Genomic DNA, 25,160 nt, shown 5'->3' with positions numbered 1-25,160 from the left:
CCTCTCGTTCGCATCGGGGTGCCCAGAAGTTCCGGACAACGTGTCGCAACGATGCGGCCAGCGTGCGGTATTCCGCCGCCGGCGCCGTGGGGCCCGCGGCGGCGGCCGAGCGCCTACCCTGGCCGGGTGCGGAACCGGTGGAGCGTGCGGCGCCTGATCGCCATGGCGGGCGCGGCCGCGGCGGCCGTGACCCTAGGCGTCGCGTTCTCGGGCGCGGCCGTGCCCGCCGTGCTCCGCGACCCCGGCGCGCTCGTGCGCTGGGGGTTGCCGGTCGTCGAGACGCTCACGCAGCTCGCGGGGGCCGTGACGATCGGCGCGCTCGTGCTGATGGTCTGCGTCCTGCCGCGCCGGGTCGCGCTGGCCGACGGCGCGGCGTCGGCCACCACGCGGCCCTCCTCGTCCCGGCGCGCGCGGACCGTCGTCGACGGGCGGGCGTACCCGGCGGCGGGGACGCTCGCCGGCAGCGCGGCGGCCGCCTGGACCGGGCTGTCGATCGCCCAGCTGATCCTCACCTACGCGAGTGTCGCCGGTCGGCCCGTCGGTGGCGCGACCTTCGGCGCCGAGCTCGGCGTCTTCGTCGGCCAGATCTCGCTCGGGCGCACGCTGCTCGCGGTCACCCTCGTGGCGGCCGCGACGAGCGCCCTCGCGCTCGCGGTGGCCACCCCGACGGGTGCGGCGTGGGCCACCGCGCTCGCGGCCGTCGCGCTCGCGCTGCAGGCGCAGAGCGGTCACGTCGCCGGCGCGGCCAACCACGAGCTCGCCATCTCGTCGATGTTCGCGCACCTCGCGGGCGCCGCCGTGTGGATCGGCGCCCTCGCGGCGCTCGCCGTCCTGGCCCGGCGGCTCGGGGCCGACCTCGGCCCCTCGATCGCCCGCTACTCCCCGATCGCCGCCTGGTGCTTCGTCGCCGTGGCGCTGTCCGGCGTGGTCAACTCGGCGGCCCGGCTCGGGGGGCTCGACGGGCTGGCAACGCGGTACGGCGCGCTCCTGGTGGTCAAGGTCGCGCTGATGGCCGTGCTCGGCGGCCTCGGGTGGGCGTACCGGCGCTCGGTCATCGCGCGGCTCCTCGGGGCCGACGGCGGCACCCGCGCCGGCCAGGCTCGCTCCGCCGCCGCCGCGACACGCGTGCTCTGGCGGCTCATCGCGGTCGAGCTGTTCGTGATGGGTGCCGTGTCCGGAGTCGCCGTCGCGCTCGCGTCGACCGCCCCGCCCATCGCGATCGCGCCGCCGATCGACCCGACCCCCGCCGAGCTCGTCACGGGCCACGTCCTGCCGCCTGAGCTGACGACGGCGCGGTGGCTGACCGAGTTCCGATGGGACGTGCTGCTCGCGGGGGCGTGCCTGGCCGGCGTCGTGGTCTACCTGCGCTGGGTCCGACGGCTCCGCGCGCGGGGGGACGCCTGGCCCCCGCTGCGGACCGCGTCGTGGCTCGTCGGCATGCTCGTGCTGGCCTGGATCACCTCGGGCGGCGCGGCGACCTACGGCCACGTCCTGTTCAGCGCGCACATGGTCCAGCACATGGTGCTCGCGCTGGTCGTGCCGATCTTCCTGGTGCTCGCGGCGCCGGTGACCCTCGCCCTGCGCGCCCTGCCCGGCCGGCCGGACGACTCGCGCGGCCCGCGCGAGTGGATCCTCACGCTCGTCACCAGCCACGTCGCGCAGTTCTTCGCGAACCCGCTGGTCGCCGCGGTCAACTTCGCGGGCTCGATGGTGGTCTTCTACTACACCGACCTGTTCGAGTACTCGCTGCGGTACTACGCCGGGCACCTCGCGATGGTCGTGCACTTCACGCTCGTCGGGTACCTGTTCGCCAACGCCCTCATCGGGATCGACCCGGGGCCGCGGCGGCCGGGCTACCCGCAGCGCCTGCTGCTGCTGTTCGCGACGATGGGCTTCCACGCCTTCTTCGGCATCACCCTGGTCAGCTCGACGACGCTGCTCGTGGCCGACTGGTTCGGGCTGACGGGGCGCCCCTGGGGCGTGTCCGCGATCGAGGACCAGCAGATCGGGGGCTCGATCGCCTGGGGCATCGGGGAGCTCCCGACGCTCGCGCTGGCGCTCGTCGTCGCGTTCTCCTGGTCGCGGTCCGACGAACGGACCGCGCGCCAGCGCGACCGCCGGGTCGACCGCGACGGCGACCTCGAGATGGACGCCTACAACGCCGAGCTCGCGCGGATCGCCGAGCGCGACGCGCGCCAGCCCGACCGGCCGTAGCCTGCGGCCATGAGGCGAGAGGAGATGACGGTCGTCGAGCGGGTGCCCGGACGGGCCGGCGAGCTGGTGCTGCGGCGCGGCGGCGGCCACTTCGAGATCGTGGCGAACGGTGTCTTCCTGATGGACACCCGGGGCGGCCGGTCCGAGCGGTTGCACGTCACGGCGGCCGCCGACGCGATGCCGGCGCCTGGCCGGATGATGATCGGCGGGCTCGGCGTGGGCTTCTCGCTCGCCGCCGCCCTCGCGCACCCCCGCGTCAGCGAGGTGCACGTCGTCGAGCGGGAGCCCGCCGTCGTGCACTGGAACCGCGGGCCGCTGGCCGCCGTGAACGGCGCGGCGCTGCGCGACCCGCGCGTGCGGGTCGCCGAGGCCGACGTCGTCGACTGGCTCGCCGCCGCCACCGACGGCTCGCTCGACGCGATCTGCCTCGACGTCGACAACGGGCCCGACTGGCTCGTGTCGCCCGGGAACGCGTGGCTGTACTCGGGGGCCGGGCTCGCGGCCGCGGCGCGCGGGCTCGCGCCCGGCGGTGCGCTGGCGATCTGGAGCGCGGCGCCGTCGCCCGCCTTCGTCGCCCGGATGTCGGAGCACTTTGCGCACGTGCAGGTCACGGACGTCCCCGAGCTCGCCGCGACGCGGGGCGACCCCGACGTGATCGTGCTGGGCCGACGCCCGGAGTGAGGCCCCCGCGCGTCGGGCCCGCGTGGTAGGACGGACCGATGAGCACAGAGCCCCCCGCACGCGGCAGCGCCGAGCCGACGCCCGAGCCCGAGTCGCCGACGCCGTTCCACGACCTCGCCCGCTACGTCGCGCTCCCGCGGGTCTCCGGCCTGGCGCTGTCGCCGGACGGTCAGCGCCTGGTGACCTCCGTCGCGACGCTCGACGACAAGCGCGTGACGTACGGCTCCGCCCTGTGGGAGGTCGACCCGACCGGCTCCTTCGGGGCCCGGCGGCTGACCCGGTCGAGCGCGGGGGAGCGCGGCGCCGCGTTCACCGCCGCGGGCGACCTGCTGTTCACCTCGGCGCGCCCCGACCCGGCCGCGAAGGCACCGGCCGAGGACGCGCCGTCGGCGCTGTGGCTGCTGCCCGCCGACGGCGCGGAGGCGCGCGTGCTCGCGACCCGGGCCGGCGGCGTCGGGCAGCCCGTCGTCGCCCGGGACGTGCCCGTGCTGCTCGTGACCGCGGACGTGCTGCCGTCGGCGCGGGACGCGGCGCACGACGAGAAGCTGCACGCGGCCCGCAAGGACGCGAAGGTGTCCGCGATCCTGCACACGGGGTACCCGGTGCGGTACTGGGACCAGGACCTCGGGCCGGCGACCCCGCACCTGCTCACGGCGCCGCTGCCGGCCGTGGCGCTCGAGGGCGCTGCCGGCGAGCCCGATCCGCACGTCGAGCTCACGGACCTGACCCCCGGCGTCGGCGCGGCGCTGACCGAGACCACCGCCGCGCTCGCGCCCGACGGGTCCGTCGTGGTCACGAGCTGGCTGCGGCCGCTCGCGCGCGGGGCCCAGCGGTCGGTGCTCGTCGCGATCGACGTCGCCACGGGCGAGCGGCGCACCCTCGTCGACGACGACGGCGCGGACGTCGCGAGCCCCGTCGTGTCCCCGGACGGGGCCTGGGTCGCGTTCACCCGCGAGTCGATCAGCACGCCGCACGAGGCGCCGCGGGTCACGCTCGCGGTCGTGCCGCTCGGCGGCGGCGCGTGGCGCACCCTCGCGCCCGACTGGGATCGCTGGCCGCAGGGTGCGCAGTGGCTGCCCGACTCGAGCGCGCTGCTGGTGGTGGCCGACGACGACGGCCGCTCGCCCGTGTTCCGGATCGACCTCGCCACCGCCGCCGTCGCGCGCGTGACGAGCGACGACGCCGCGTTCACGGACCTGCAGATCGACCCCGGCGGCCAGGTGGCGTACGCGCTGCGCACGTCCTACCTCGCGCCCGCGCACCCCGTGTCGATCGACCTCGCGGCCGCCGCGGGCGGGCCGGTCGAGGCGGTCGCGCTGCGCGGGCCCGCAGCCGCGCCGACCCTGCCCGGCACGCTCGAGGAGATCGAGACGACGACGCCCGACGGCGCGCGGGTGCGCGCCTGGCTCGCGGTGCCGCCGGCGCCGGCTGAGGCGGGCCCGGCGCCACTCGTGCTCTGGATCCACGGCGGCCCGCTCGGGTCGTGGAACGCCTGGTCCTGGCGCTGGAACCCGTGGCTGCTCGTGGCGCGCGGGTACGCCGTCCTGCTGCCGGACCCGGCCCTGTCGACCGGGTACGGCCAGGACTTCGTCCAGCGCGGCTGGGGGGCGTGGGGCGGCGCGCCGTTCACCGACCTGATGGCGATCACGGACGCCGCGTGCGCCCGGGCCGACATCGACGAGACCCGCACCGCGGCGATGGGCGGCTCGTTCGGCGGCTACATGGCCAACTGGGTCGCGGGCCACACGGACCGGTTCCGCGCGGTTGTCACCCACGCGAGCCTGTGGGCGCTGGACCAGTTCGGCCCCACGACCGACGTGGCGTACTACTGGGCGCGCGAGATGACCGACGAGATGGCGCTCGCGAACTCCCCGCACCGGTTCGTCGAGCAGATCCGCACCCCGATGCTGGTGGTGCACGGGGACCGGGACTACCGCGTGCCGATCGGGGAGGGGCTGCGGCTGTGGTTCGAGCTGCTGTCGAAGTCGCAGCTTGCGGCCGACGACGACGGCGTCACGCCGCACCGGTTCCTGTACTTCCCCGACGAGACCCACTGGGTGCTCAGCCCGCAGCACGCGATCGTCTGGTACCAGGTGGTGGACGCCTTCCTGGCTCGACACGTGCTCGGTGAGGAGCGCGACCTGCCGGAGGTCCTCGGCTAGCCCCACGCCCAGAAATCGCGGGAGGCGGTCGGGCGGGTCACACTCGGGGGTGACGCCGGGATCCTCCCGGTCGCGACGAAGGAGTGCGACGTGGGTATCGGTGGCGGCATCTTCCTGATCGTGGTGGGCGCCATCTTGGCGTTCGCCGTGCAAGACAGCGTCGAGGCGGTCGACCTGACCGCGGTCGGGTACATCTGCATGGCGGCCGGCGCGCTCGCCCTCGTGATCTCGCTGGTGATCAGCTCGCAGCGCGCGAACACCACGCACCGCGAGGTCGTCGAGCGCCACGACGACACCCGGCCCGCGCCGGCGGGGGCTGCGCCCGTGGCTGCGCCGCCGGTGGCGGCTGCGCCGGTGGCTGCCCCGCCTGCGACGATCCCACCTGCGACGATCCCGCCCGCGACGGCGCCGCCCACGCAGCCCTAGCGGGCCACGGGCTCAGGCCCGGGCGGCCGCAGCGATCTCGTTGGCCAGGTCGGCCGGCCGGGAGAACATCGGCCAGTGCCCCGTCGGCAGGTCCACGTACGTGACGTCCAGCGAGCCGAGCTCGGTGTGCAGCGGCGGGCCCGGGTGCGCGAGCGTCTTGAGCACCTCGGCCGGCAGGCTCGTGCAGATCGCGGTCACGGGCACGTCGAGCCGGCGCGGGTCGGTCAGGTGCACGGGCTCGCGGGCGACCCGGGCGGGCTGCGGCACGGCGCGTGCGGCGAACTCCGCCCGCGCTGCGTCGTCGAGGCCCGCCGCGCTCGACCCGTTCGCCTCCAGCTCGTCCCAGGGCGGCAGCGGCAGGTCGACCGCGCTGGCGGGCAGGTCCGGGAACAGCGCGGCGCCGTCGACGAGCGGGCCGCTGTCGACGTAGACCACGCGCCGGATCCGGTCGGGCAACTGGTCGACCACCGTCTCGACGACGGCGCCGCCGCCGCTGTGCCCGACAAGCACGACGGGCGTGGGCAGCCGTTCGACGAGCTCGCGCACGGCGCGTTCGTGGTCCGCGCGCGTGATGGCGGACCGGTCGGCGTCGACGCTCTCGAGCCCGGGCAGCGTGACGGCGTGCGGGACGAGGCCGGCGGCGCGCAGCGGCCCGACGACGTCGTCCCACGCCCACGCGCCGAGCCAGAATCCGGGGACGAGCACGACCTGGATCGGAGCTTCTGCGGTAGTCATGGACCCATCGTGCCGGGCGCCCGGTGACACCGGTCTGTCACCATGGGTGGAGGGAACGCGGGGCAACCGGACGGAGGGGTCATGAACCGGACCGAGCGGCTGTACGCGATTCGCGAGGAGCTGCGCCGGGCGGGCCCCGGCGGCCGCACGGGTGGCCGGCTCGCCGCGCTGCTCGAGGTCAGCCCGCGCACGATCAAGCGCGACATCGCCGCGTTGCAGCAGGCGGGTGCGCCCGTGTGGGCGCAGGCCGGACCCGGCGGGGGCTACGTGCTCGCGGCGTCCGCGAGCCTTCCGCCCGTGAACTTCTCGCCCGGGCAGGCGGTCGCGGTGGCGGTCGCGCTCGCCGCGCTCGCGCCGGGCAGCCCGTTCGCGGTCGACGGCGCGGTCGCCCGCGGCAAGGTCTTCGACGCGCTCGCCCCGCCGGACCGCGCGCGGGCGCACGACGTCGCGGGGCGCGTCTGGTTCGCGGGCACCGGGCCGGTCGGTGGCTCGGGTCCTACGAGCGGCCCCGGTCCGTCGTTGCGCCCGAGCCCGAGCGTGCTCCGGGTCGCCGAGCAGTCGCTCTTTCGCGGTCTCGTGGTCGCCCTGCGCTACCGCGACCGGTCCGGGGTCGTCACCAACCGCACGGTCGAACCCGTGCTGCTCGCCCGGACCGAACAGGGGTGGTACCTCGTCGCGTGGTGCCGGGACCGGCTCGCGGTCCGGTGGTTCCGGCTGGACCGGATCGAGCGGGCGGATCTGACCCGCGAGCCGTACGAACCGCGCCCGGTCGCCGACGTCGGCACCCCGCCGGCCGACTCCGCCCCCGCGCTGTCTCGGCCCTGATCGAGCGCATGTGGGTGCCCGCGGCCAGAATCGGACCACCGAGACGACAGGGGGCCCCGATGGACCAGGCGGCAGCACGGGCGATCAAGCGGCAGCTCACCGGGTACGTGAGCGAGCTGCTGGCGGCGCGGGTCGAGGCGAGCGCCGCGCGCGGGACGGACGCGCCGTCGGCGGCGGGCGTCTCGCTCGGACTCGCCCCGCTGCCCGACGGCGGATTCGGGGTCGCGGTCCGCTACCGGCTGGGCGTGCCCGCGGCACGCATGGTCGCGCGCCGGGTGACCGAGCAGGTGGGGCCCACCGTGGACGTGCGCCGCACGGGCCGGATCAGCCCCCTCGCGCAGCGCGTGGCGGGGCCGCGGCCGCCGGTCGTGACCGCGCGCGCGGCCGGCGAGACCGGGCGGGTCCGGCCGCTGCGGCCGGGCGTCTCGATCGCGAACGTCGCCGTGACGGCGGGGACGCTCGGCGCGTTCGTCCGCGTCGACGGGCTCGTGCACGCGCTGTCGAACTACCACGTGCTCGTCGGCTCCCCGGCGGGCACGGTCGGCGACGCCGTGCTCCAGCCCGGACCGGCGGATGGCGGCCGGGATCCGCGGGACCGGGTCGGCGCGCTCGCCGCGTTCGCGCCGCTCGAGGCCGGCCGCACCGCGCTGGTCGATGCCGCGGTCGCCCGGCTCGCCGACCCGGTCGTCGACCTCGACTACCCGGCCGGGCCGATCACCACGACGGCGGTGGTGCTCGGCGCCGAGGAGGTCGAGAAGATCGGCCGCACGACCGGGGTGACGCGCGGGCGGGTCACCGCGATCGAGCTGGACGACGTCGTCGTCGGCTACGGCGACGGGCTGGGGGAGCTGCGGTTCGACGACCAGATCGAGGTCGAGGGGATCGGGGCGGGGGCGTTCTCACGCGGCGGCGACAGCGGCTCGCTCGTCTACCGGGTCGGGGAAGCCGGCGGCACCGGCGGCGCGGCGGCGGTGGGCCTGCTCTTTGCGGGCAGCGAGACGGGGGGCGAGAATGGGACCGGGCTGACGTACGTCAACCCGATCCGCACGGTCCTGGACCTGCTGGGGGCCGAGCTGGTCGGGTGAGCGGTCGCCCGCCGACCGGCCCACCCGGGGCCCGGGGGGCCGAGGTGCGCGAGGCGAGGTGCGCGATGGCAGAGCTCGAGCGGGCCCGCGCGGCGAAGGAGCGGCTGCGCGCGCAGCTCGCGGGCCGCCGGGGGATCGCCGGCATCGGGATCACCCGGACCGACGACGGCTTCGGGCTGCAGGTGAACGTGGCCGCCGGGGCGGACGGCGCCGGGCTGCCCGCCACGATCAACGGCGTCGCCGTGCGCGTGCAGCTCGCCGGCACGATCGTCCCGCTGCGCGCTGGCGCCTGACCGCCCCGATCCGCCTGCGCGATCCCCCACGCGCTATCCGCCCGGCCGGGCGTCCGCGCGGGCATCGCCGCGACGTCGGCGAGGATGGGTGTCGTGACCTCGCCCCGACTGCTCCCCCGCGTCCGCGCCTCCGAGCTCGTCGGGCGCGGCTGGCTCAACACCGGCGGTCGCGCCGTGACGCTTGCGGAGCTGCGCGGCAGCATCGTGCTGCTCGACTTCTGGACGTTCTGCTGCATCAACTGCCTGCACGTGCTCGACGAGCTCCGCGACCTCGAGCGCGAGTTCGCCGACGCGCTCGTCATCGTGGGCGTGCACTCGCCGAAGTTCGCGCACGAGGGCGACCCGGCCGCGCTCGCGGCCGCCGTCGAGCGGTACGAGGTGCGGCACCCCGTGCTCGACGACCCCGAGCTCGTGACCTGGTCTGCGTACACCGCCCGGGCCTGGCCGACGCTCGTCGTCATCGACCCCGAGGGCTACATCGTGGCCCAGCTGGCCGGCGAGGGGCACGCGCACAACCTGTCGATCCTGATCGGCGACCTGGTGCGCGAGCACGAGGCGAAGGGCACGCTGCGCCGCGGCGACGGCCCGTACGTGGCCCCCGCGCCGGCGTCTGGCACGCTGCGGTTCCCGGCCGCGGCGATCGCGCTGCCCGGCGGCACCTTCCTGGTCGCCGACGCCGGGCACCACAGCCTCGCCGAGCTCGCCGCCGACGGCGAGACGCTCGTGCGGCGCATCGGCTCGGGCGAGCGCGGGCGGGTCGACGGCGGCCCCCAGGCCGCCCGGTTCAGCGAGCCGAACGGGCTGTGCGCGGTGCCGGCCGAGCTGCGCGCCGCGCTCGGGTACGACGTCGTGGTCGCCGACACCGTCAACCACGCGCTGCGCGGGCTTCGGCTCGCGGACGGCGCCGTCACGACGCTCGCCGGCACGGGCTCGCAGTACCTCGTCGGCGGTCCCGACAACGGTGACGACGCCGCGGACGCCCCGCCGTGGCGCCCGCTCGACGCGCGCGCCGTGCGGCTGTCCTCCCCGTGGGACGTCGTGTGGTCGCCGGCCGCGGAGGCTTTCGTGATCGCGATGGCCGGCAGCCACACGCTGTGGGTGTTCGACCCGGTCGCGGCGACGGTGCGTCGCCTCGCCGGGACGATGAACGAGGGGCTCGAGGATGGCCCGCTCGCGCAGGCCTGGTTCGCGCAGACGTCCGGTCTGGCGGTCGACGCCGGCGGCCGGATCTGGCTCGCCGACTCCGAGGTCTCGGCGCTGCGGTACGTCGACCTGGAGGTGGGTGGGGTCGGCACCGAGGGTGTGGTGGGCACCGCCGTGGGCGCGGGCCTGTACGACTTCGGCTTCCGGGACGGAGCGGCGCCGCAGGCGCTGCTGCAGCACCCGCTCGGGGTCGCGGTCCTGCCCGACGGCTCGGTCGTCGTCGCCGACACCTACAACGGCGCGATCCGCCGGTACGCCCCGGCGGCCGACGGCGGCCCGGCCCAGGTCACGACCCTCGCGCGCGACCTGGCCGAGCCGAGCGGCGTCGTCGTCCTGTCGACGGGCGCCGCGGGTGGTGCCGGCGGGACGAGCGCGGGGGTCGAGCTGCTCGTGGTGGAGTCGGCCGCGCACCGGCTGACCCGGATCCGGCTGCCGCAGGGGCTCGCCGGCGAGATCCTGGACGCCGGCGCGCACCGCACGCAGCGGCCGGTCACGGAGGTCCCGTCCGGGGCGCTGCGGCTCGAGGTCGTGTTCGCGCCCGCCGCGGGCCAGAAGTACGACGACCGGTACGGGCCGTCGACGCACCTACGCGTCTCCGCGACGCCGCCGGGGCTGCTCCTGGCCGGCGCGGGCGACGGCGTCGACCTCGTGCGCGAGCTGCGGCTCGACCCGGACGTGGCCGGGGGAGTGCTGCACGTGACCGCGAAGGCGGCGAGCTGCGACGCGGACCCAGCGATCGAGTACCCCGCCTGCCACCTCAACACGCAGGACTGGGGCGTGCCGGTGCGGGTGGTCACCGGCGCCGAGCCGACCCTCGTCCTGCCACTGCACGGCTGACGGCCTGCGGCGCCGCGCGGCTCGGACCGGCTCAGGCCAGCGCGGGCACCCGGGCGCCGACCGCGCGTAGCACGAACGCCTCGGTCGCCTCGAGCGTGTGCTCACGCGCGGGGCCGTCTGCCGGAACGCCGCGTCCGGTCAGGCACGCGTGCACCAGCGAGACCGTCGTGTCGAGGTCCTGCTCGGGAAAGGCGCCCGAGGCGATCCCGGCCGCCACGATCCGGCGCAGGATCGCCTCGACGTCGACGGCGTGATCGCGCAGCCGCGGGCGGGTCCCGCGCGAGAGCATCGGGCGCAGGTCGGTGCCGGAGCCGGGGTGGAAGGCGTGGGCCAGCTGCGTCTGCTGGCGGACGTAGGTCCTGACCTGGGCGACGGGGTCGGTCACGCCGCTCAGCGCGGCCTCGAGCGCCTCGACGTACTGCTGGGTCTCGTGCGCGATGAACTCGAGCAGCAGCGACTCCTTGTCCGCGAAGTGGTTGTACACGGCGGTGCGCCCGATGCCGGCCGTCGCGGCGATGTCCGCGAGCGTGATCGCGTCGAACCCGCGCTCCGCCATGAGCGAGGCGAGGGCGGCGAAGAGCTGCTGGCGCGTCCGGACCCGGTGCTCGTGCAGGGAACCGCCGATGATCTTGGGCATGCTGACACTGTCTCACGATCCGTCAGCACCTGCGCCGGGCGACGGCGATCCGTCCGGGCTAACCTTCGGGAGAAGCCCCACCGGGACACCGTCGTCGAGGGGATTGGTCGCGTGCGCACAAATCCGTGGGTCGCCTGGCCCGTCGGGTCGGACCCGGCCGCGCTGGCGGTCGACCTGCGCGCGGCGCACGAGCGCTTCCTGACCGGCCCGACCGGACCGGCGCGGCTCGCACCGGTGCGCCGGGTCGTGCTCGACTCGTGGCTGCGAAGCCGGCGCAGCGGCGTGGACCCCGAGCGGGTGAGCCCGCCCGTCGACCTCACCGGTCCGGACCTCGCCGCGTATCGGCGCGAGCACGTCCTCGCGCCGCTCATGCCCATCGTGCGTCGGCTCCTGCTCGACGGCGCGGAGTCCGACGGGCTCATCATCGCGCTGGCGGACGAGACCGGCCGGCTCCTGTGGGTCGACGGCGACCGCGCGGTGCGGCGCGACGTCGAGCGGGTCGGCTTCGTCGCAGGGGCGCGCTGGGGCGAGCGCGACGCTGGCACGAACGCCCCGGGGATCGCCCTCGCGACCGACCACGCCGTCCAGGTGTTCGGGGCCGAGCACTTCACGCGCTCCGTGCAGCAGTGGAGCTGCTCGGCGGCGCCGGTGCACGACCCGGTCACGGGCCGCACGCTCGGCGTGCTCGACGTGACCGGGCGCGACCCGGCGGCCTCGCCCCAGATGCTCAGGCTCGTGCGGGCCACCGTCGCCGCGATGGAGTCCGAGCTCGCCGTGCGTGCGCTCCGGTCCCTGCTCGCCAGCAGTCCGGCCGACCCGGCGCCGTGGCCGACGGCGCGGCTCGAGGTGCTCGGGACGTCGTCCGGCGCGCTCGTGCGGGGCGGGCAGCGCCAGCCGCTGACGCTCCGGCACGCCGAGCTGTTGCTGCTGCTCGGCGCGCGCCCGCGCGGGACGACGGGCGAGGAGCTCGCGGCGCTGCTCCACCCCGGCACCCTCTCGGCCGTGACCGTGCGGGCCGAGGTCTCCCGGTTGCGCCGCGCCGTCGGGCCCCTGCTCGGCCCGTCGCGGCCCTACCGGCTGGCGGCCCCCCTGCGAACGGACGTGGACGAGGTCCGGCAGCGGCTCGCGCGAGCCGACGTCGCCGGCGCGGTCGAGGCATACCGCGGGCCCGTGCTGCCGCGCTCGCAGGCGCCGGGCGTGCAGGCCCTGCGGGACGAGCTCGCCGCGGAGCTCCGGACCGCGCTCGGCCGCAGCACCGACGTCGGCGCGCTCGAGGCCTGGACGCTGAGCCCGGCCGGCGCCGACGACTGGGCCGCCTGGCGGCGCCTCGTGCAGGTGCAGGCCGAGGGAAGCCCGGGGTGGCTGCGGGCGCGTGCCCACGTGGACGTGCTCGACCGCGAGCTGGCGGGCCCGCCGGCCCGCGCCGGCGCGGCCCGGACCGCCGCGGCCCGGATCGCCGCGGCCCGGACCGGCCCCGCCGGCCGTGCAACGCCCGCGCAACGTCCGTAGGCCTAACGTCCCGATTCGTGGCACGCCGCAACGGTGCGGCGCCCCGGGAACCGCGAGCTTGGCGGCCCGGAACACCTGCCTGGAGGATCTACATGACTGTGTACGCAGCACCCGGCCAGCCCGGCAGCCTCGCGACGTTCCGCCCGCGGTACGACCACTGGATCGGGGGGGAGTACGTCGCGCCCGCCGCGGGCCGCTACTTCGAGAACCCGACGCCCGTCACGGGCCGCACCTTCACGGAGGTCGCCCGGGGCGACGCCGCCGACATCGACCGGGCGCTCGACGCCGCGCACGGCGCCGCGCGGACGTGGGGCAAGACGACCGCGACCGAGCGGGCCGTCATCCTCAACAAGATCGCCGACCGCATGGAGGCCAACCTCGAGATGTTGGCCGTCGCCGAGACCTGGGAGAACGGGAAGGCGATCCGCGAGACGATCGGCGCCGACCTCCCGCTCGCGATCGACCACTTCCGCTACTTCGCCGGCGCGATCCGCGCGGAGGAGGGCTCGATCTCGCAGATCGACGAGGACACGATCGCGTACCACTTCCACGAGCCGCTCGGCGTCGTCGGCCAGATCATCCCGTGGAACTTCCCGCTGCTCATGGCGATCTGGAAGCTGGCCCCGGCGCTCGCGGCCGGCAACGCCATCGTGCTCAAGCCCGCGGAGCAGACGCCCGTGTCGATCCTGGTGCTGATGGAGCTCATCGCCGACCTCCTCCCGCCGGGCGTGATCAACGTCGTGAACGGGTTCGGGGTCGAGGCGGGCAAGCCGCTCGCGTCCTCGCCGCGGATCCGGAAGATCGCGTTCACCGGCGAGACCACCACGGGCCGGCTGATCATGCAGTACGCGAGCCAGAACCTCATCCCGGTCACGCTCGAGCTCGGCGGCAAGAGCCCGAACATCTTCTTCGGCGACATCGCGCGCGAGCAGGACGCGTTCTACTCCAAGGCGCTCGAGGGCTTCACGATGTTCGCGTTCAACCAGGGCGAGGTCTGCACGGCCCCGTCCCGCGCGCTCATCCAGGACTCGATCTACGACCAGTTCCTGGGCGACGCCGTGGCCCGCACCCGGGCGATCAAGCAGGGCAACCCGCTCGACACCGAGACGATGATGGGCGCGCAGGCGTCGAACGACCAGCTCGAGAAGATCCTCAGCTACGTCGAGATCGGCAAGGCCGAGGGCGCCAAGCTGGTCACGGGCGGCGAGCGGGCCCACCTCGAGGGCGACCTCGCCGGCGGCTACTACATGCAGCCGACCATCTTCGAGGGCAAGAACTCGATGCGGATCTTCCAAGAGGAGATCTTCGGCCCCGTGCTCGCGGTGACGAACTTCTCGGACTACGACGACGCGCTGGGGATCGCGAACGACACGCTCTACGGCCTCGGCGCCGGCGTGTGGTCGCGCGAGGCCAACCTCGCCTACCGGGCCGGCCGGGAGATCCAGGCCGGCCGCGTCTGGACCAACTGCTACCACGCCTACCCCGCGGCGGCGGCGTTCGGCGGGTACAAGGGCTCTGGCATCGGCCGCGAGAACCACAAGATGATGCTCGACCACTACCAGCAGACGAAGAACCTGCTGGTCTCGTACTCCGCCCAGCCGGACGGCTTCTTCTAGCCGCGCGGGATCTGCCACGGCGGGATCTGCCACGGCGGGATCTGCCGCACGGGATCTGCCGCCGCGGGATCCTCCGCCGAGTGTGACGTTGTGTCCCCCGTTCACGCGCGCGGGCGACCACACCGTCGCACTCGGCGGACGGGACCGGCGGACAGAGCCGAGACGGAGCTCGAACGGAGCCGGGAGTGGAAGGGGTGTCGGGAGTGGGAAGGGTGGGGTCGATGGACGACGACCGCGCGGCGCCGGGCGGGGTCGTGCCCGATGGGGTGCCGGCGCTGCCGGAGCGGGTCGCCGTGACGGCCGCCGCGGCGGACCTGCTGCGGCAGCTCCGCGGGCAGCATGGGCCGCTGATGTTCCACCAGTCGGGTGGGTGCTGCGACGGCTCGTCCCCGATGTGCTACCCGGACGGCGACCTCCTCACAGGCGACGCCGACGTGCACCTCGGTGACCTCGCGATCGCGCCCGCCGCCGGCACCGCCGTCGCCGCCGGCACCGCCGTCGCCGCCGACGCCGATCTCACGGCCGCCGGCGCCGCCGACCCCGCCGATGCCGGGTTCACCGTCCCGGTCTGGATGAGCCGGGCGCAGTACGCCTACTGGAAGCACACGCACCTGACGATCGACGTGGTGCCCGGCCGGGGAGCAGGCTTCTCGCTCGAGGCGCCCGAGGGGGTGCGGTTCCTGATCCGGTCGCGGCTCTTCACGGACGAGCAGTGGCGGGCCCTCGACGCCGCGGGCGCGCTCTGAGCCCGACATTCCGTCACGATCCGCCAGAAAAATACCCCCGCACGGGCGAGTGCCCCACCCTCTCCGGGTCGGTAGCGTTACAGGTATGACCAATGAGCACCTCGAGCCTGCCGATCAGCCGGTCCGCACCGCCGGCACGCTCCCCGCGCGCCCGGCCGCCGAGCCGACGAGCGCCGCCGAGACACGCACCGCCCCGCCGATCGAGCCCGACACCAAGGACTGGACCTGGGTGATCACGCGGCCGTGCCCCGAGTGCGGGTTCGCGGCCGCCGAGACTCCCCCCGACGCGATCGGAGCCACCGCCCGCGCCCTCGCCGCGCGCTGGCAGGTCGCCCTGGACCGCCCGAACGTCGCCGTGCGTCCCGATCCCGGCACCTGGTCGGTGCTCGAGTACGGCGCGCACGTGCGCGACGTCAACCGGATCTTCGCCGAGCGGCTGCGCGCGATCCTCGAGCTCGACTACCCGATGTTCGCCAACTGGGACCAGGACGCGGCCGCCGTCGAGCAGCACTACGAGCTGCAGGACCCGCAGACCGTCGCGGGCGAGCTCGTGCGCGCCGCGGCCGTGCTCGCGGACCGGTTCGACGCGGTCGAGCCGGACCAGCTCGATCGTCCCGGCCGGCGCTCCAACGGGTCGGACTTCACGGTCATCACGCTGGGCCGGTACTACCTCCACGACGTGGTGCACCACCTGCACGACGTCGCCGCGGCGTGAACGTGGCGTGAATTGTCCACAAATTTTATCCACAAGGCTGTGCGTTCCGGGGTCCACAGGCGTGCACACCTGTGGACGGTCCTGTGGGTAGAGCCGGCCCACAAACTGCCGCTCTCAGGGGGTTGCGGGGCGGTCTTCGCGGGGTCTAGAACGTCTATATCGGCCTTTTCGGACCGGCGTGGAGAGCGGGGAAACCCGGGGCACGCGGCGACATTCGAGGGGCTGTGCGGCCGGAGAACGGCCGACCATCTCACGGGGGAGATCCCGTGGCTGCGGGTGACGACGCAGGTGTCGGCACGGACCGGACGGACTGATCGCGAGAGGTTCCGCACTCGGGCAACCGAGGGTAGGCACCACGCCGCATCGTCAAAGCGGTGTCAGGCAAGCGCCGGGCAACCGGTCTGTGAGACTGGCGATCGCAGCAAGGCCCCTCGGACGCTTACTCCGAGGGGCCTTCGCTGGTTCCAGGGTAGGCGCCCCTCGCCCGGGGTGCGGTAGCCGACACGCTGGGGACGCGCCGATGAGCAACCTCGAGGCCCGACCGGATGAGCGGGTGTGCGCGTCGGGTGGGGCGCCCGCTGGCGGGCTCGAGATCCTCGAACCGCGTGACGTCCCGCTGGGCGGCCCGCGCGCGATGTCCGTGCGACGGACGCTGCCGCAGCGCGATCGCAGCATGGTCGGCGCGTGGTGCTTCCTCGACCACTACGGCCCCGCGGACGTCACGGCGTCGGCGGGCATGCAGGTCCCCCCGCACCCCCACACGGGCCTGCAGACCGTGAGCTGGCTGTTCGAGGGCGAGGTGCAGCACCACGACAGCATCGGGTCGGCGGCCCTCGTGCGCCCCGGCGAGCTCAACCTCATGACCGCCGGCGCGGGGATTTCGCACTCCGAGCAGTCCCCGCCGGTCCGCTCGCCGCTGCTGCACGGCGTCCAGCTCTGGATCGCGCTCCCCGAGTCGGCCCGCCACGGCGCGCCGGCCTTCGAACATCACGGCGACCTGCCGGTCCTGGAGCTCCCGGGCGCGCGGGTCCGGCTGCTCGTCGGCGAGCTCGCCGGCGTGCGCTCGCCCGCGACGACGTTCACCCCGAGCGTCGGCGCACAGGTCGACCTACCCCGCGGGTCGCGCGCCGTCCTGCCGGTCGACTCCACGTTCGAGCACGCCGTGCTGGTCGACCGCGGCACGCTCCGGATCGACGGGACCGCGGTTGCGCCGTCGTCGCTCGCGTACCTGCCGCCGGGCCGGGCCGAGATCGGCCTCGAGGCCGGGGCCGACGACGACGCGCGGCTCATCCTGATCGGCGGCGTCCCGTTCGGCGCGGAGATCGTCATGTGGTGGAACTTCGTCGGGCGCAGCCACGAGGAGATCGTGGCCGCGCGAGCGCAATGGCAGGCGGGCTTGGTGGGCGGCTCCGACCGGTTCGGCCAGGTCGACGGGTTCGACGGCCCGCCGCTGCCCGCCCCGGAGCTGCCGAACGGGCGGTTGCGCCCGCGGCGGTGATTGGCGCATCGGCGGTACGATTTTCGGATCATTCTCAGGAGGAGGGACTTGATGATGCACCCGGACGATCTTCCGCCTCGTGACGACCTGTCGCCTCATGACGCACTCTCGCCTCACCACCTGCCGAGGAACGCCTACGAAAGCCCGCGCGTCGACCGGCTGGGAACCCTGGCCGAGCTCACCCAGGGAACCCGCGGCGTCCTCGAGCGCGAGGCCCCCAGTTTGACCCTGCCGTCCGGCATCCCCTGAGTTCTTCGGTACCCACGCCCGGCGCCGCCGTCAGCGGAGGGTCGCCCCGATCAGGTCCACGACGTCGTCGAGTGCCGACCAGTCCCGGGGTCGAGCGAGGTCCCACGCCGGCAGCGCGGCGAGGGCGAGCAGGGTCGCGGGATCGGAGGGGCTGAACCGAGCGATGCGCCCCACGGCGAGCCGGGCGAGGAGGTCCCGCGCCGCGATGCGCGTCGCTGCGACCGCGGGTGCCCACTGCAGGTACAGCCATCCCCCGACCGGCACCGGGTCAGCCCGGTCCGGCAGCGTCATGCGCAGCCGCGTGTCCTGCCGCGCGCGCGTGAGGTGCAGCGAGTGTGTCGGGTGCCGGGAGCTCGACGGCGGAGCTTCGCGCAGGTCGATGCACCGCGGGCCCTGGAACACGACGGCCCCGTCGGTGACGACGACGTCGTCGCTCAGCACGTCGACCCCGCGGGCGGCGAGGGCCGCGAGCAGCGTGCTCTTGCCGGCTGTCCGTGGGCCGAGGACTATCCAGGCCCGCCCGGCGGAGACGAACCCGCCGGCGTGGAAGACCTCACGCCCGGACCAGCGGCTGAACGCGATCGCGACCGGGGACAGGTAGGGGTGCGCGATCATGTCCAGCTCGAGCGGCGGCCCGAAGAACGTCGCGGTGGCCGCCTGGCGGTCGACCGCGAGCACCCGGCCGTCCGCGAGCTCCGCGACCCCGCCGTCATCGTCGAGCTTGCTAGCCGCCGGCGTGTGCGCGCGGTCGGGGTCGACGCCGATCGTGACCTCGGGCCCCGTGGCGGGCGTCGGAGCGAGCGAGAGCTCCTCGAGGCGAGGCAGGCCGCGAAAGGTCAGGCCGTAGGCGGATTGTCCGAGCCGTTCGGGCACCGACCCAGGGTAGCGGTGATCCACGGGTGAGGGACCGCGGGCCGGCGCGATCGACGGTGCTGTCCAGGTGGCTGTGTGCGGCGGTACGCTTTTTCGATCGGTTCCGGCGAACGCCTCTGAAAGGGGCTCCCGATGCCAGGCACCGAGCGGTCTCTGTCTCCTGCGGTGCGGTACCAGCCGCCGCGCGCCGATCGCCTCGGGACGTTGGCGGAATTGCCCCAGGGCGCGCTTCGCCGCGTGTGGTCGGTCTGGCCGATCCCGTTCCGCACTGCCGGCCTGGCCCAACAGCTCTGGCTGTCCGCTGATGAGAGGAGCAGGAGATGACCAGCACGGAGTCGAACCCCGACGGCCGGACCTACCAGGTGGTCGGCGATCGGGTCGCGTGGCGCCAGACGGACGACGAGGCGGTCGTGCTCGACCTCGAGGACTCGGTGTACTACGGGCTGAACCCGACCGGCGTGCTGCTGTGGAAGCGACTGGCCGCGGGCGCGACCCGGCGCGACCTCGTCGGCATGCTCGTGGCGAGCGGCGCACCCGCCGAGCGGGCGTCCGCCGACGTCGATGCGTTCCTCACCGAGCTCGGGTCGTACGGGCTGTTGACGTCCTGACCCGCTGAGGTTCTGAGCTCGGGATTCGCTCGCAGCGGTCCGGGCGGGCGGCTGCCTCAGGACCCCGCGAGCCAGCGTTCCGGCGTCGGCCGCCGGAGCAGCTCCGTGCCGACGACCCGCGCCGCCGGGAGTCCCTCGCCCTCGAGCCACGCGTGGGCGTGAAAGCCCGAGCCCGGGGCCGTCACCCCGATCACCAGGTCGCACGCGACCCCGTGCCGCGCGTACCAGCGCTGCAGGAGCAGCGAGCGTTCCAGGCACGACGCGCGAGTCCGGCGCAGCACGGCCTGCGCCGCGCGCAGCTCCCGCCGTGTCCCCCGCGGAGGCGGTGCGACCTCGACGTCGATGAGCGGACCGCGGCGGAGCGCGCGCCGCACCCGCAGGAGCGCCCACAGCGCCCAGCCGCAGGTGCGTGCCTCGGCCCAGGTCAGCCGGCGGACGATCCGGAGGCCGTCGCCGAGCGTCGGGAGCTGCGCCGCGGGCGCCGTCGGCCCGGGTGCTGTCGACCCGGCCGCGCGCGCCTGGCGGACCTGGTGCAGCTCGCGCGCCGCCGCCGGGGCGCGGGCGGCGAGATTGCCGATCCGCAGCAGGTACGCCGCCGCGAGGCCGGGACGGCCCCGGTTGGCCAGCGCGCTCGAGCGGCGCATCGCGGCGGCGGACGGCACCAGCCGGCGTGCCACGTGCACGGACCTCGCCCGGGCGCCCCGCAGAGCGACGAGGTGAGCGAGGGACAGCGCGGAGGGCTCCACGCGGTGCGCCGTCAGGATGGTGACGGGAGAACTGGAGCTCGCGAGCCCGAGCGACGCCGCCACCGCCGCGCCGTCGGCGGTCTGCCGGAGCCCCTCGGCGAACGACTGCTCGGCCGCCGCGGCGCGGGCGAGGCTCGCCGCGGCCGTCCACACTGGCGCGGGCAGCACCGCGAGCGCGGCCGCGAGATCCTGCGCGGCCTTGTCCCCGTAGCCGGGCGCGGCCGCGTGCAGGGCGACGACGAGCGCGCAGCCGGCGGCGTCGGGCACCGCCACGACTCCGCCCGCGAGCGTGCGCTGCTGCGCCCCCGACCGGAGCTCCCGCCAGAACGCGTCCGGGTCGCCGACGCCCGCGAAGCCGCGGTGCAGGTCGATCGTGAGCCACCCGTCGCCCGGCGGCCGCCACTGCCGCTCGTACCAGAGCAGCTCGTCCGCCCGCATGCCGGCGGTCAGGTCCGTGTATCCGAGGTCGCGCAGGACCTGCTGGGTCCGGTCGAAGTCCGCCGGCGCGACGAGCAGGTCGACGTCGAGGTACGCGCGCCGGCTCGGGTCGGGGTACAGGCGCTCGGCGAGGCCGGAGCCCTTGAGCAGCACGCTGCGGATGTCGCGCTCCGTCAGCGCGGCGCTCGCCGCCGCGGCCGCCTGGTCGAGCGCGAGGCAACGCGCCGCCTCGAGGATGCTCACGGGCGCGCGGTCGGCCGCCGTCATGGGACGGTCGCCCCGATCAGGTCGACGACGGCGTCCAGCGCGGCCGCTGGCCCGGCGAGGACCTCCTCGACCCGAGGGAGGGCGTAGAAGGTCGGACCGTAGGCGGGCTGTCCTGGCCGGTCGGGCATCGATCCAGGCTACCGGCGACCCCTGTCCAGTGGTGTGACCTAGGCAGTACGCTTTTCGGATCGCTCTTTCGGTGGATGTGCCCTGGAAGGAAGATCCTGATGCAGACGACCGACCACCCGTCCCCGCACGTCCCCGACTACGAGCCGCCGCGTCTCGACCGCCTGGGCACCCTGGCAGAACTCACCCAGGGGTTTGGCTTCGATCAATCTGATGGACTCGACCTCCAGGATCCCTCAGGTATCCCCGGCTGAGCGGGCGAACCTCGGAACTCACCTCCCTTGTGATCACGCTGACGGCACTTGAGGTCGCGTCTGGAGTGGTTGCTGAGGCCCCACGACCGTGGAAGCAACGCCTGGGCCTGCCCGTTCGAGAGATCTTGCCGGACGGTCTCCTGGAGCCGCAATCGCCGCTCGCCGCGCTCGAGCTCGCGGTGCTGCCGGCGTTGCGCAGGGCGCCCTGCCTGGTGAGTTTTTCCGGTGGGCTCGATTCGTCGTTCGTCCTCGCGGTGGCTACCCGCGTCGCCCGCCGGGAGGGCCTGGAGCTGCCGGTGCCCTGCACCTGGCGCTTCCCGGACGCCCCCGAAGCCTTCGAGTCGCCGTCGCAGGAGACGGTGGTCACGGCGCTCGGGCTGCCCGACTGGGTGCGGCTGGACGCGACCGACGAGCTCGACCTTCTCGGTCCGGTTGCGCAGCGGGTGCTGCGCGCGCACGGCGTCGTCTACCCGGCGAACGCGCACCTGCACCTGCCCCTCCTCGAACGGGCCACGGGCGGGTCGCTGCTCACCGGTGCCGGCGGAGACCAGGTGCTCATGGGGTGGCCGACGCGCCCAGGTCGGAGCCTGAGGCGAGTGCTGACGGAGGACGTCGTTCCGGTCGGGGTGCGCTCGTGGGTCTCGGTGCGGCGCGGCTCGGCGCCGTTCCCGTGGTTGCACCCGCACGCGGCCCGACGCGTCCTGGGGGCATACCTGAACGAGAGGCGGGTTCAGCCGCAGCGGTTTGACCGCCGCGTCGCCTGGCACGCGGCCCGCCGAGCCATGGTGATGACCCTCTCAAGCCTCGACGCCATCGCGGCTGACGTCGATGTCGAGCTGCGGCACCCGATCCTGGACCCCGGCTTCGTCCAGTCACTGGCGCACGCCTTCGGCGCGACGGGGCCGCGGCGGCCCCAGCTGCTCGAGGCGATCGCCGCGAGTCAGATCGCGCCGGAGGTCTTCGCCGCGCGGCCCAAGGCGCGCTTCAACGAAGTGTTCTTCAGGGAACCGACTCGGCAGTTCGTTCAGTCGGGGGACTTCACCGGAGTCGATGATCGGTACGTCGACGTGCAAGCGCTGCGACGCGTGTGGTCAAGCTGGCCGATCCCCGCCGTGACCGCGCTGCTGGCCCAACAGCTCTGGCTCACCGCTCAGGGCAGGCACGCGAGCTGATCCGCTCCAGCTCGGCCGTCGTCATCGCACGGTCGCCCCGATCAGGTCGACGACGGCGTCCAGAGCGGTCCAGTCCTGCGGCCGGGTGAGGTCCCACGCCGCCAGGGCGGCGAGGGCGAGCAGCATCGCGGGATCAGAGGGGTGCTCGCGCCAGGACCGCAGCGCCGCGAGCCGGGCGAGGAGGTCGCGCGGGGATCCGACGGGCGGCGAGTGCGGACGACCACCCAAGGAACAACCACCCCCCGATCGGCACCGCGTCGGACCGAGGTGGCAGCCGCAGCCCCAGCCTCGTGCCCTGCCGAGAGGAAGTGAGGTGCAGGGCAGCGAACGACGGCGGCTCGCGCAGGTCGAGGCACCGCGGACCGCGGAAGGCGACGGTCCCGTCGGTGACGACGGCGCCAGCCAGGCCCGGCCGGCGGCGACGAACCCGCCGGCGTGGAAGGTCTCGCGCCCGAACCAGCGGTTGAATGCGATCGCGACCGGGGCAGGTAGGGGTGGGCGATCATGTCTAGCGCGAGGGGCGCCTGGTCGATCACAGGCCCGTACATCACCGGCACCCCGCCGGGCATCTTCCGCATCTCGAGCACCGACTGCCTCGAGGCCGACCTGATCGAGTCCGTCGTGAACGCGCACTCGCCGACGGCGGTGCCCCGGCTCCACGCCGCGCTCGCCGACCGCAAGCGCAGCTGGGCGGTCACGACGCGGACCGCCGCCTGGCTGGTGCTGGCCGAGACGGCCGCGCGCCGGGGCCAGCGGGTTGCCGCCGACGACGCGCTGCGGCAGGCGTTGGAGGAAGCGATGCCGCTGCACCCCGTCCGGCCGTTCCTCTAGGCCGGCCTCGAGGTGCCCGAACTCCTGCTCGGCGCGCACGGTCGGCTTGGGCATCTCGAGCCGTTCGCCAACGCCGTCGCGGTCACACTCGCGGCGCGCGACACCGCCGGCAGGTCCCTGTCGCTCACGAACCGCGAGCTCACGATCCTGCGCGACCTCCCCTCCGTCCTGACGCTCACCGAGATCGCCGACGCGCACGTCATCAGCGTGAACACCGTCAAGACCCACCTGCGCTCGATGTACCGCAAGCTCGAGGTCGGCGGCCGGGCACAGGCGGTGCAGCGCGCGCGCCGGCTCGGGATCTACTAGCGGCCAGCAACTGGCCGGCCCCGGCCGCGGGGCCGAGCGCCCGCTCGAACCAGCCGCCGGGCGGCACCTCCGGGCGCGGCCCGGGGAACTGGTCGTACGGGGGGTCGGGCTCCCGCGGCCACAGCGGCCCGCTGCGTGCCGCCGCCGCGGCGAGGGTCTGCGCCGCGACGACGACCCGCCCCTTCGCGAGCGCGAGAGGCACCGAGGCGACGACGACGATCAGGTCGCCCTCCGGCACCGGCGTCAACCAGTAGGTCTGCTCGTTCTCCCTGCCCCCGCCGCCGCCACCGCGCGGCTGGAGCAACGGCATCTGGATGCCGCCCGTGTCGAGGTCCCCGCCGTCCCGGGTGTCGGCGCTCGTTGTCCGGCACCACGCGCCGTCGCCACGCCTGCCCGTCGTCGTCCTCGCTCCCCGGCACGAAGTGCATGGCCCTGACCTTGGCCTGCTCGGCGCGCCGGAATCACGGAACCCGCTCCGGTGTTATGTCAACCCAACCGAACCGTGGTGAGAGAAGGGAAGCATGGCAGCGACGATCGAGTTCGAGGACGACGACGGGCGCGTCGTGCGGTACGAGCGCCACCCCAACGGCGGCGGGCTGGTCTCGCCGCAGGCCCGGGTGCACGAGGGGGCGGCGGTCGCCGCGACCGCGTATGTCGAGGCCGGCGCGCGGGTGGGCAACCGCTCGCGGATCGGTGCCGGCAGCTGGCTGGACCACGACGTGATCGTCGGTACCGACGTCGTCGTCGCGCGGAACGTGCACCTCGGACGGCGCACGCGGGCCGAGAGCGGCACGCGGATCGGCACCGGCGCGCGCGTCGGCGCCGACGTCGTGATCGGCCGCGGGGCGCGGGTGCTGCCCGACGCCGTCGTGCCCGACCGTGCCGTCGTCCCGCGCCGGGCCTCCGCAGGCCGCACCGACCTCCCGCTCGCGGCCTAACCCCCGCTCGCGGCGCAACGCCCGCGAGCCGCCGTCACGCCCGGCTCGGCGCCACCGATCCCCGCGAGTACAGGGGCAGGGGGTACCGGTGCACCTGGCCGGGTGCCGTCGCGACGCCGTCACGGACCGTCTGGATGAGCAGCTCGACCGCGCGCCGCCCGAGCTGCTCGTGCGGGATGGCGAACGACGACAGGCCCGGGCGGAGCCACTCGGCGAGCGCGTAGTTGTCGAACGACACCACCGAGACGTCGACGGGGATGGTGAGCCCCGCTTCGTGCAGCGCCTGGTAGGCCCCGAACGCCAGGCGGTCGTTGAAGCAGATGATCGCATGGGGGTGCGGGTGCGCCGCGAGCAGCTCGCGCGTCGCCCGCCAGCCGTCCGGCGGTAACCAGCTGTCGAGCCGGCGTCCCGATGCGGGTCGCAGCCCCGCGGCGCGCAGCTCCTCGCGGATGCCGGCCAACCGCTCGACCCCGGCAACGGTGCCCGGGGGCATGTCGGTCGGCTCGGGGCCGGCGCCGATGAGGTGGATCTCGCGGTGACCGGCCGCCAGCAGCAGGCGCGCGGCGGACCGGCCGGCCTCGATCTCGTCCGGCACGACCGCCGGCGCGTTGGTGGGACCGGCCGCGAGCGCGTTGAGGAGGACCGTCGGCACCCGGTCCAGCAGGGCCGGCACCGGCCGCGTCTGGGTGAACATCGACGTCAGGATGATGCCGTCGACCTGGCGGTCGTGCATCGCCTCGAGCAGCGCGCCCTCGATCTGCAGGTCGCCCTCGGTCTCGCCGATGAAGAGCATGAAGCCGTGCTCGCGGGCGGCGCCGATGGCGCCCTTGATCATGTCGCCCGCCAGCTGCGAGGTCGCCACGGTGTCGGACACCAGGCCCAGGGTGCGCGTCTTGCCCTTGCGCAGGCCGACCGACACGATGTTCGGCCGGTACGCCAGGTCCGACGCCGTGCTGCGCACCCGCTCCTGGACCGCCTGCGAGATGCGGAGCTCGTCGCCGCGCCCCGACAGGACGAGGGAGGCGGTCGGCGACGAGACGCCCGCGGCCTGCGCGACGTCCGCCAGGGTCACCCGTCTGCGGCCCACCGGACTCCTCTCGTCGCCTAGGGATCCTAGACGTCTGCGCTGCCCGCGCGGCGCGCGGGTTCGCGACGGTTGCGGTGCCA

At 74.9% G+C, this 25,160-nt stretch carries 27 protein-coding genes; 20 read left to right on the top strand and 7 right to left on the bottom strand.

The window, feature by feature from the left end; translation table 11 throughout:
- Window positions 1–126 precede the first annotated feature (126 nt).
- The 4 genes from J4E96_RS19725 (at window position 127) to J4E96_RS20290 (ending at window position 5,483) form a co-directional block, all read left to right on the top strand.
- Window positions 127–2,214: a cytochrome c oxidase assembly protein gene (locus tag J4E96_RS19725; RefSeq protein ID WP_227423719.1), complete on the top strand. Its 2,088-nt coding sequence runs from the start codon at window positions 127–129 to the stop codon at window positions 2,212–2,214.
- A 9-nt stretch (window positions 2,215–2,223) separates the two neighbouring features.
- On the top strand, window positions 2,224–2,895 hold the full coding sequence (locus J4E96_RS19720) for a spermidine synthase family protein (protein WP_227423718.1): 672 nt from the start codon (window positions 2,224–2,226) through the stop codon (window positions 2,893–2,895).
- 38 nt (window positions 2,896–2,933) lie between these two features.
- Window positions 2,934–5,057, top strand: coding sequence for a S9 family peptidase (locus J4E96_RS19715; protein ID WP_227423717.1), 2,124 nt, complete (start codon window positions 2,934–2,936; stop codon window positions 5,055–5,057).
- Window positions 5,058–5,147: 90 nt separating this feature from the next.
- Window positions 5,148–5,483 (top strand): DUF6458 family protein, encoded by a 336-nt coding sequence (locus J4E96_RS20290; protein WP_264466174.1) that lies wholly within the window; start codon window positions 5,148–5,150, stop codon window positions 5,481–5,483.
- Between the two features lie 12 nt (window positions 5,484–5,495).
- Here J4E96_RS20290 and J4E96_RS19705 read toward each other — a convergent pair whose 3' ends face one another.
- A complete protein-coding gene (locus tag J4E96_RS19705) occupies window positions 5,496–6,218 on the bottom strand; it encodes an alpha/beta fold hydrolase (protein ID WP_227423716.1) in 723 nt (240 codons plus the stop codon).
- A gap of 81 nt (window positions 6,219–6,299) precedes the next feature.
- Between J4E96_RS19705 and J4E96_RS19700 the strand changes: the two genes are divergently transcribed.
- From J4E96_RS19700 to J4E96_RS19685, 4 genes are all read left to right on the top strand, one after another.
- Window positions 6,300–7,043, top strand: coding sequence for a helix-turn-helix transcriptional regulator (locus J4E96_RS19700; RefSeq protein WP_227423715.1), 744 nt, complete (start codon window positions 6,300–6,302; stop codon window positions 7,041–7,043).
- A gap of 59 nt (window positions 7,044–7,102) precedes the next feature.
- The gene (locus J4E96_RS19695) at window positions 7,103–8,128 is read left to right on the top strand and encodes a S1 family peptidase (protein WP_227423714.1); all 1,026 of its coding nucleotides are present in this window, start codon (window positions 7,103–7,105) and stop codon (window positions 8,126–8,128) included.
- A 65-nt stretch (window positions 8,129–8,193) separates the two neighbouring features.
- Window positions 8,194–8,421 (top strand): hypothetical protein, encoded by a 228-nt coding sequence (locus J4E96_RS19690; RefSeq protein WP_227423713.1) that lies wholly within the window; start codon window positions 8,194–8,196, stop codon window positions 8,419–8,421.
- An 84-nt stretch (window positions 8,422–8,505) separates the two neighbouring features.
- A complete protein-coding gene (locus J4E96_RS19685; protein ID WP_227423712.1) occupies window positions 8,506–10,461 on the top strand; it encodes an NHL domain-containing thioredoxin family protein in 1,956 nt (651 codons plus the stop codon).
- Between the two features lie 31 nt (window positions 10,462–10,492).
- Here the strand turns inward: J4E96_RS19685 and J4E96_RS19680 are convergent, their stop codons facing one another.
- Complete coding sequence (locus tag J4E96_RS19680; protein ID WP_227423711.1) at window positions 10,493–11,098, bottom strand: TetR/AcrR family transcriptional regulator; 606 nt, start codon at window positions 11,096–11,098, stop codon at window positions 10,493–10,495.
- 111 nt (window positions 11,099–11,209) lie between these two features.
- On the opposite strand from J4E96_RS19680, the gene J4E96_RS19675 reads away from it, so the two are divergent.
- From J4E96_RS19675 to J4E96_RS19650, 6 genes are all read left to right on the top strand, one after another.
- Complete coding sequence (locus J4E96_RS19675) at window positions 11,210–12,607, top strand: GAF domain-containing protein (RefSeq protein ID WP_227423710.1); 1,398 nt, start codon at window positions 11,210–11,212, stop codon at window positions 12,605–12,607.
- A 92-nt stretch (window positions 12,608–12,699) separates the two neighbouring features.
- Complete coding sequence (exaC, locus tag J4E96_RS19670) at window positions 12,700–14,223, top strand: acetaldehyde dehydrogenase ExaC (protein WP_227423709.1); 1,524 nt, start codon at window positions 12,700–12,702, stop codon at window positions 14,221–14,223.
- A 275-nt stretch (window positions 14,224–14,498) separates the two neighbouring features.
- Window positions 14,499–14,969 carry a DUF779 domain-containing protein gene (locus tag J4E96_RS19665; protein WP_406620478.1) on the top strand — a complete coding sequence of 157 codons (471 nt, stop codon included), beginning with the start codon at window positions 14,499–14,501 and terminating at the stop codon, window positions 14,967–14,969.
- A gap of 85 nt (window positions 14,970–15,054) precedes the next feature.
- Window positions 15,055–15,684, top strand: a complete 630-nt coding sequence (locus J4E96_RS19660) for a DinB family protein (protein ID WP_227423707.1) — start codon at window positions 15,055–15,057, stop codon at window positions 15,682–15,684.
- 520 nt (window positions 15,685–16,204) lie between these two features.
- Window positions 16,205–17,182: a pirin family protein gene (locus J4E96_RS19655; RefSeq protein ID WP_227423706.1), complete on the top strand. Its 978-nt coding sequence runs from the start codon at window positions 16,205–16,207 to the stop codon at window positions 17,180–17,182.
- A 51-nt stretch (window positions 17,183–17,233) separates the two neighbouring features.
- On the top strand, window positions 17,234–17,431 hold the full coding sequence (locus tag J4E96_RS19650; RefSeq protein ID WP_227423705.1) for a lasso RiPP family leader peptide-containing protein: 198 nt from the start codon (window positions 17,234–17,236) through the stop codon (window positions 17,429–17,431).
- 30 nt (window positions 17,432–17,461) lie between these two features.
- Here the strand turns inward: J4E96_RS19650 and J4E96_RS19645 are convergent, their stop codons facing one another.
- Window positions 17,462–18,304 carry a hypothetical protein gene (locus J4E96_RS19645; protein ID WP_227423704.1) on the bottom strand — a complete coding sequence of 281 codons (843 nt, stop codon included), beginning with the start codon at window positions 18,302–18,304 and terminating at the stop codon, window positions 17,462–17,464.
- Between the two features lie 320 nt (window positions 18,305–18,624).
- On the opposite strand from J4E96_RS19645, the gene J4E96_RS19640 reads away from it, so the two are divergent.
- Window positions 18,625–18,912, top strand: a complete 288-nt coding sequence (locus J4E96_RS19640; RefSeq protein ID WP_227423703.1) for a PqqD family protein — start codon at window positions 18,625–18,627, stop codon at window positions 18,910–18,912.
- Window positions 18,913–18,968: 56 nt separating this feature from the next.
- On the opposite strand, the gene J4E96_RS19635 is transcribed toward J4E96_RS19640, so the two are convergent.
- Window positions 18,969–20,363, bottom strand: coding sequence for a lasso peptide biosynthesis B2 protein (locus tag J4E96_RS19635; protein WP_227423702.1), 1,395 nt, complete (start codon window positions 20,361–20,363; stop codon window positions 18,969–18,971).
- Window positions 20,360–20,491 (bottom strand): hypothetical protein, encoded by a 132-nt coding sequence (locus tag J4E96_RS20285; protein WP_264466173.1) that lies wholly within the window; start codon window positions 20,489–20,491, stop codon window positions 20,360–20,362. The genes J4E96_RS19635 and J4E96_RS20285 overlap by 4 nt, the downstream gene beginning before the upstream one ends.
- A 99-nt stretch (window positions 20,492–20,590) precedes the next feature.
- Between J4E96_RS20285 and J4E96_RS19630 the strand changes: the two genes are divergently transcribed.
- Complete coding sequence (locus J4E96_RS19630; RefSeq protein WP_227423701.1) at window positions 20,591–20,743, top strand: lasso RiPP family leader peptide-containing protein; 153 nt, start codon at window positions 20,591–20,593, stop codon at window positions 20,741–20,743.
- Between the two features lie 125 nt (window positions 20,744–20,868).
- The gene (locus J4E96_RS19625; RefSeq protein WP_227423700.1) at window positions 20,869–21,915 is read left to right on the top strand and encodes an asparagine synthase-related protein; all 1,047 of its coding nucleotides are present in this window, start codon (window positions 20,869–20,871) and stop codon (window positions 21,913–21,915) included.
- A 21-nt stretch (window positions 21,916–21,936) separates the two neighbouring features.
- On the opposite strand, the gene J4E96_RS19620 is transcribed toward J4E96_RS19625, so the two are convergent.
- Window positions 21,937–22,143 (bottom strand): hypothetical protein, encoded by a 207-nt coding sequence (locus J4E96_RS19620; RefSeq protein ID WP_227423699.1) that lies wholly within the window; start codon window positions 22,141–22,143, stop codon window positions 21,937–21,939.
- A 276-nt stretch (window positions 22,144–22,419) separates the two neighbouring features.
- Between J4E96_RS19620 and J4E96_RS19615 the strand changes: the two genes are divergently transcribed.
- The 3 genes from J4E96_RS19615 to J4E96_RS19605 all read left to right on the top strand — a co-directional run bounded on the left by J4E96_RS19615 (window position 22,420) and on the right by J4E96_RS19605 (window position 23,993).
- On the top strand, window positions 22,420–22,746 hold the full coding sequence (locus J4E96_RS19615) for a hypothetical protein (protein WP_227423698.1): 327 nt from the start codon (window positions 22,420–22,422) through the stop codon (window positions 22,744–22,746).
- 12 nt (window positions 22,747–22,758) lie between these two features.
- Window positions 22,759–23,055, top strand: coding sequence for a LuxR C-terminal-related transcriptional regulator (locus J4E96_RS19610; protein WP_227423697.1), 297 nt, complete (start codon window positions 22,759–22,761; stop codon window positions 23,053–23,055).
- Between the two features lie 521 nt (window positions 23,056–23,576).
- Window positions 23,577–23,993, top strand: coding sequence for a transferase (locus tag J4E96_RS19605; protein WP_227423696.1), 417 nt, complete (start codon window positions 23,577–23,579; stop codon window positions 23,991–23,993).
- Between the two features lie 34 nt (window positions 23,994–24,027).
- On the opposite strand, the gene J4E96_RS19600 is transcribed toward J4E96_RS19605, so the two are convergent.
- On the bottom strand, window positions 24,028–25,080 hold the full coding sequence (locus tag J4E96_RS19600; RefSeq protein ID WP_227423695.1) for a LacI family DNA-binding transcriptional regulator: 1,053 nt from the start codon (window positions 25,078–25,080) through the stop codon (window positions 24,028–24,030).
- Between the last annotated feature and the right edge of the window lie 80 nt (window positions 25,081–25,160).

It is taken from the genome of Pengzhenrongella sicca, from assembly GCF_017569225.1.
Classification (GTDB): domain Bacteria; phylum Actinomycetota; class Actinomycetes; order Actinomycetales; family Cellulomonadaceae; genus Pengzhenrongella; species Pengzhenrongella sicca.
This window is presented reverse-complemented; position numbering and strand designations above follow the sequence as displayed.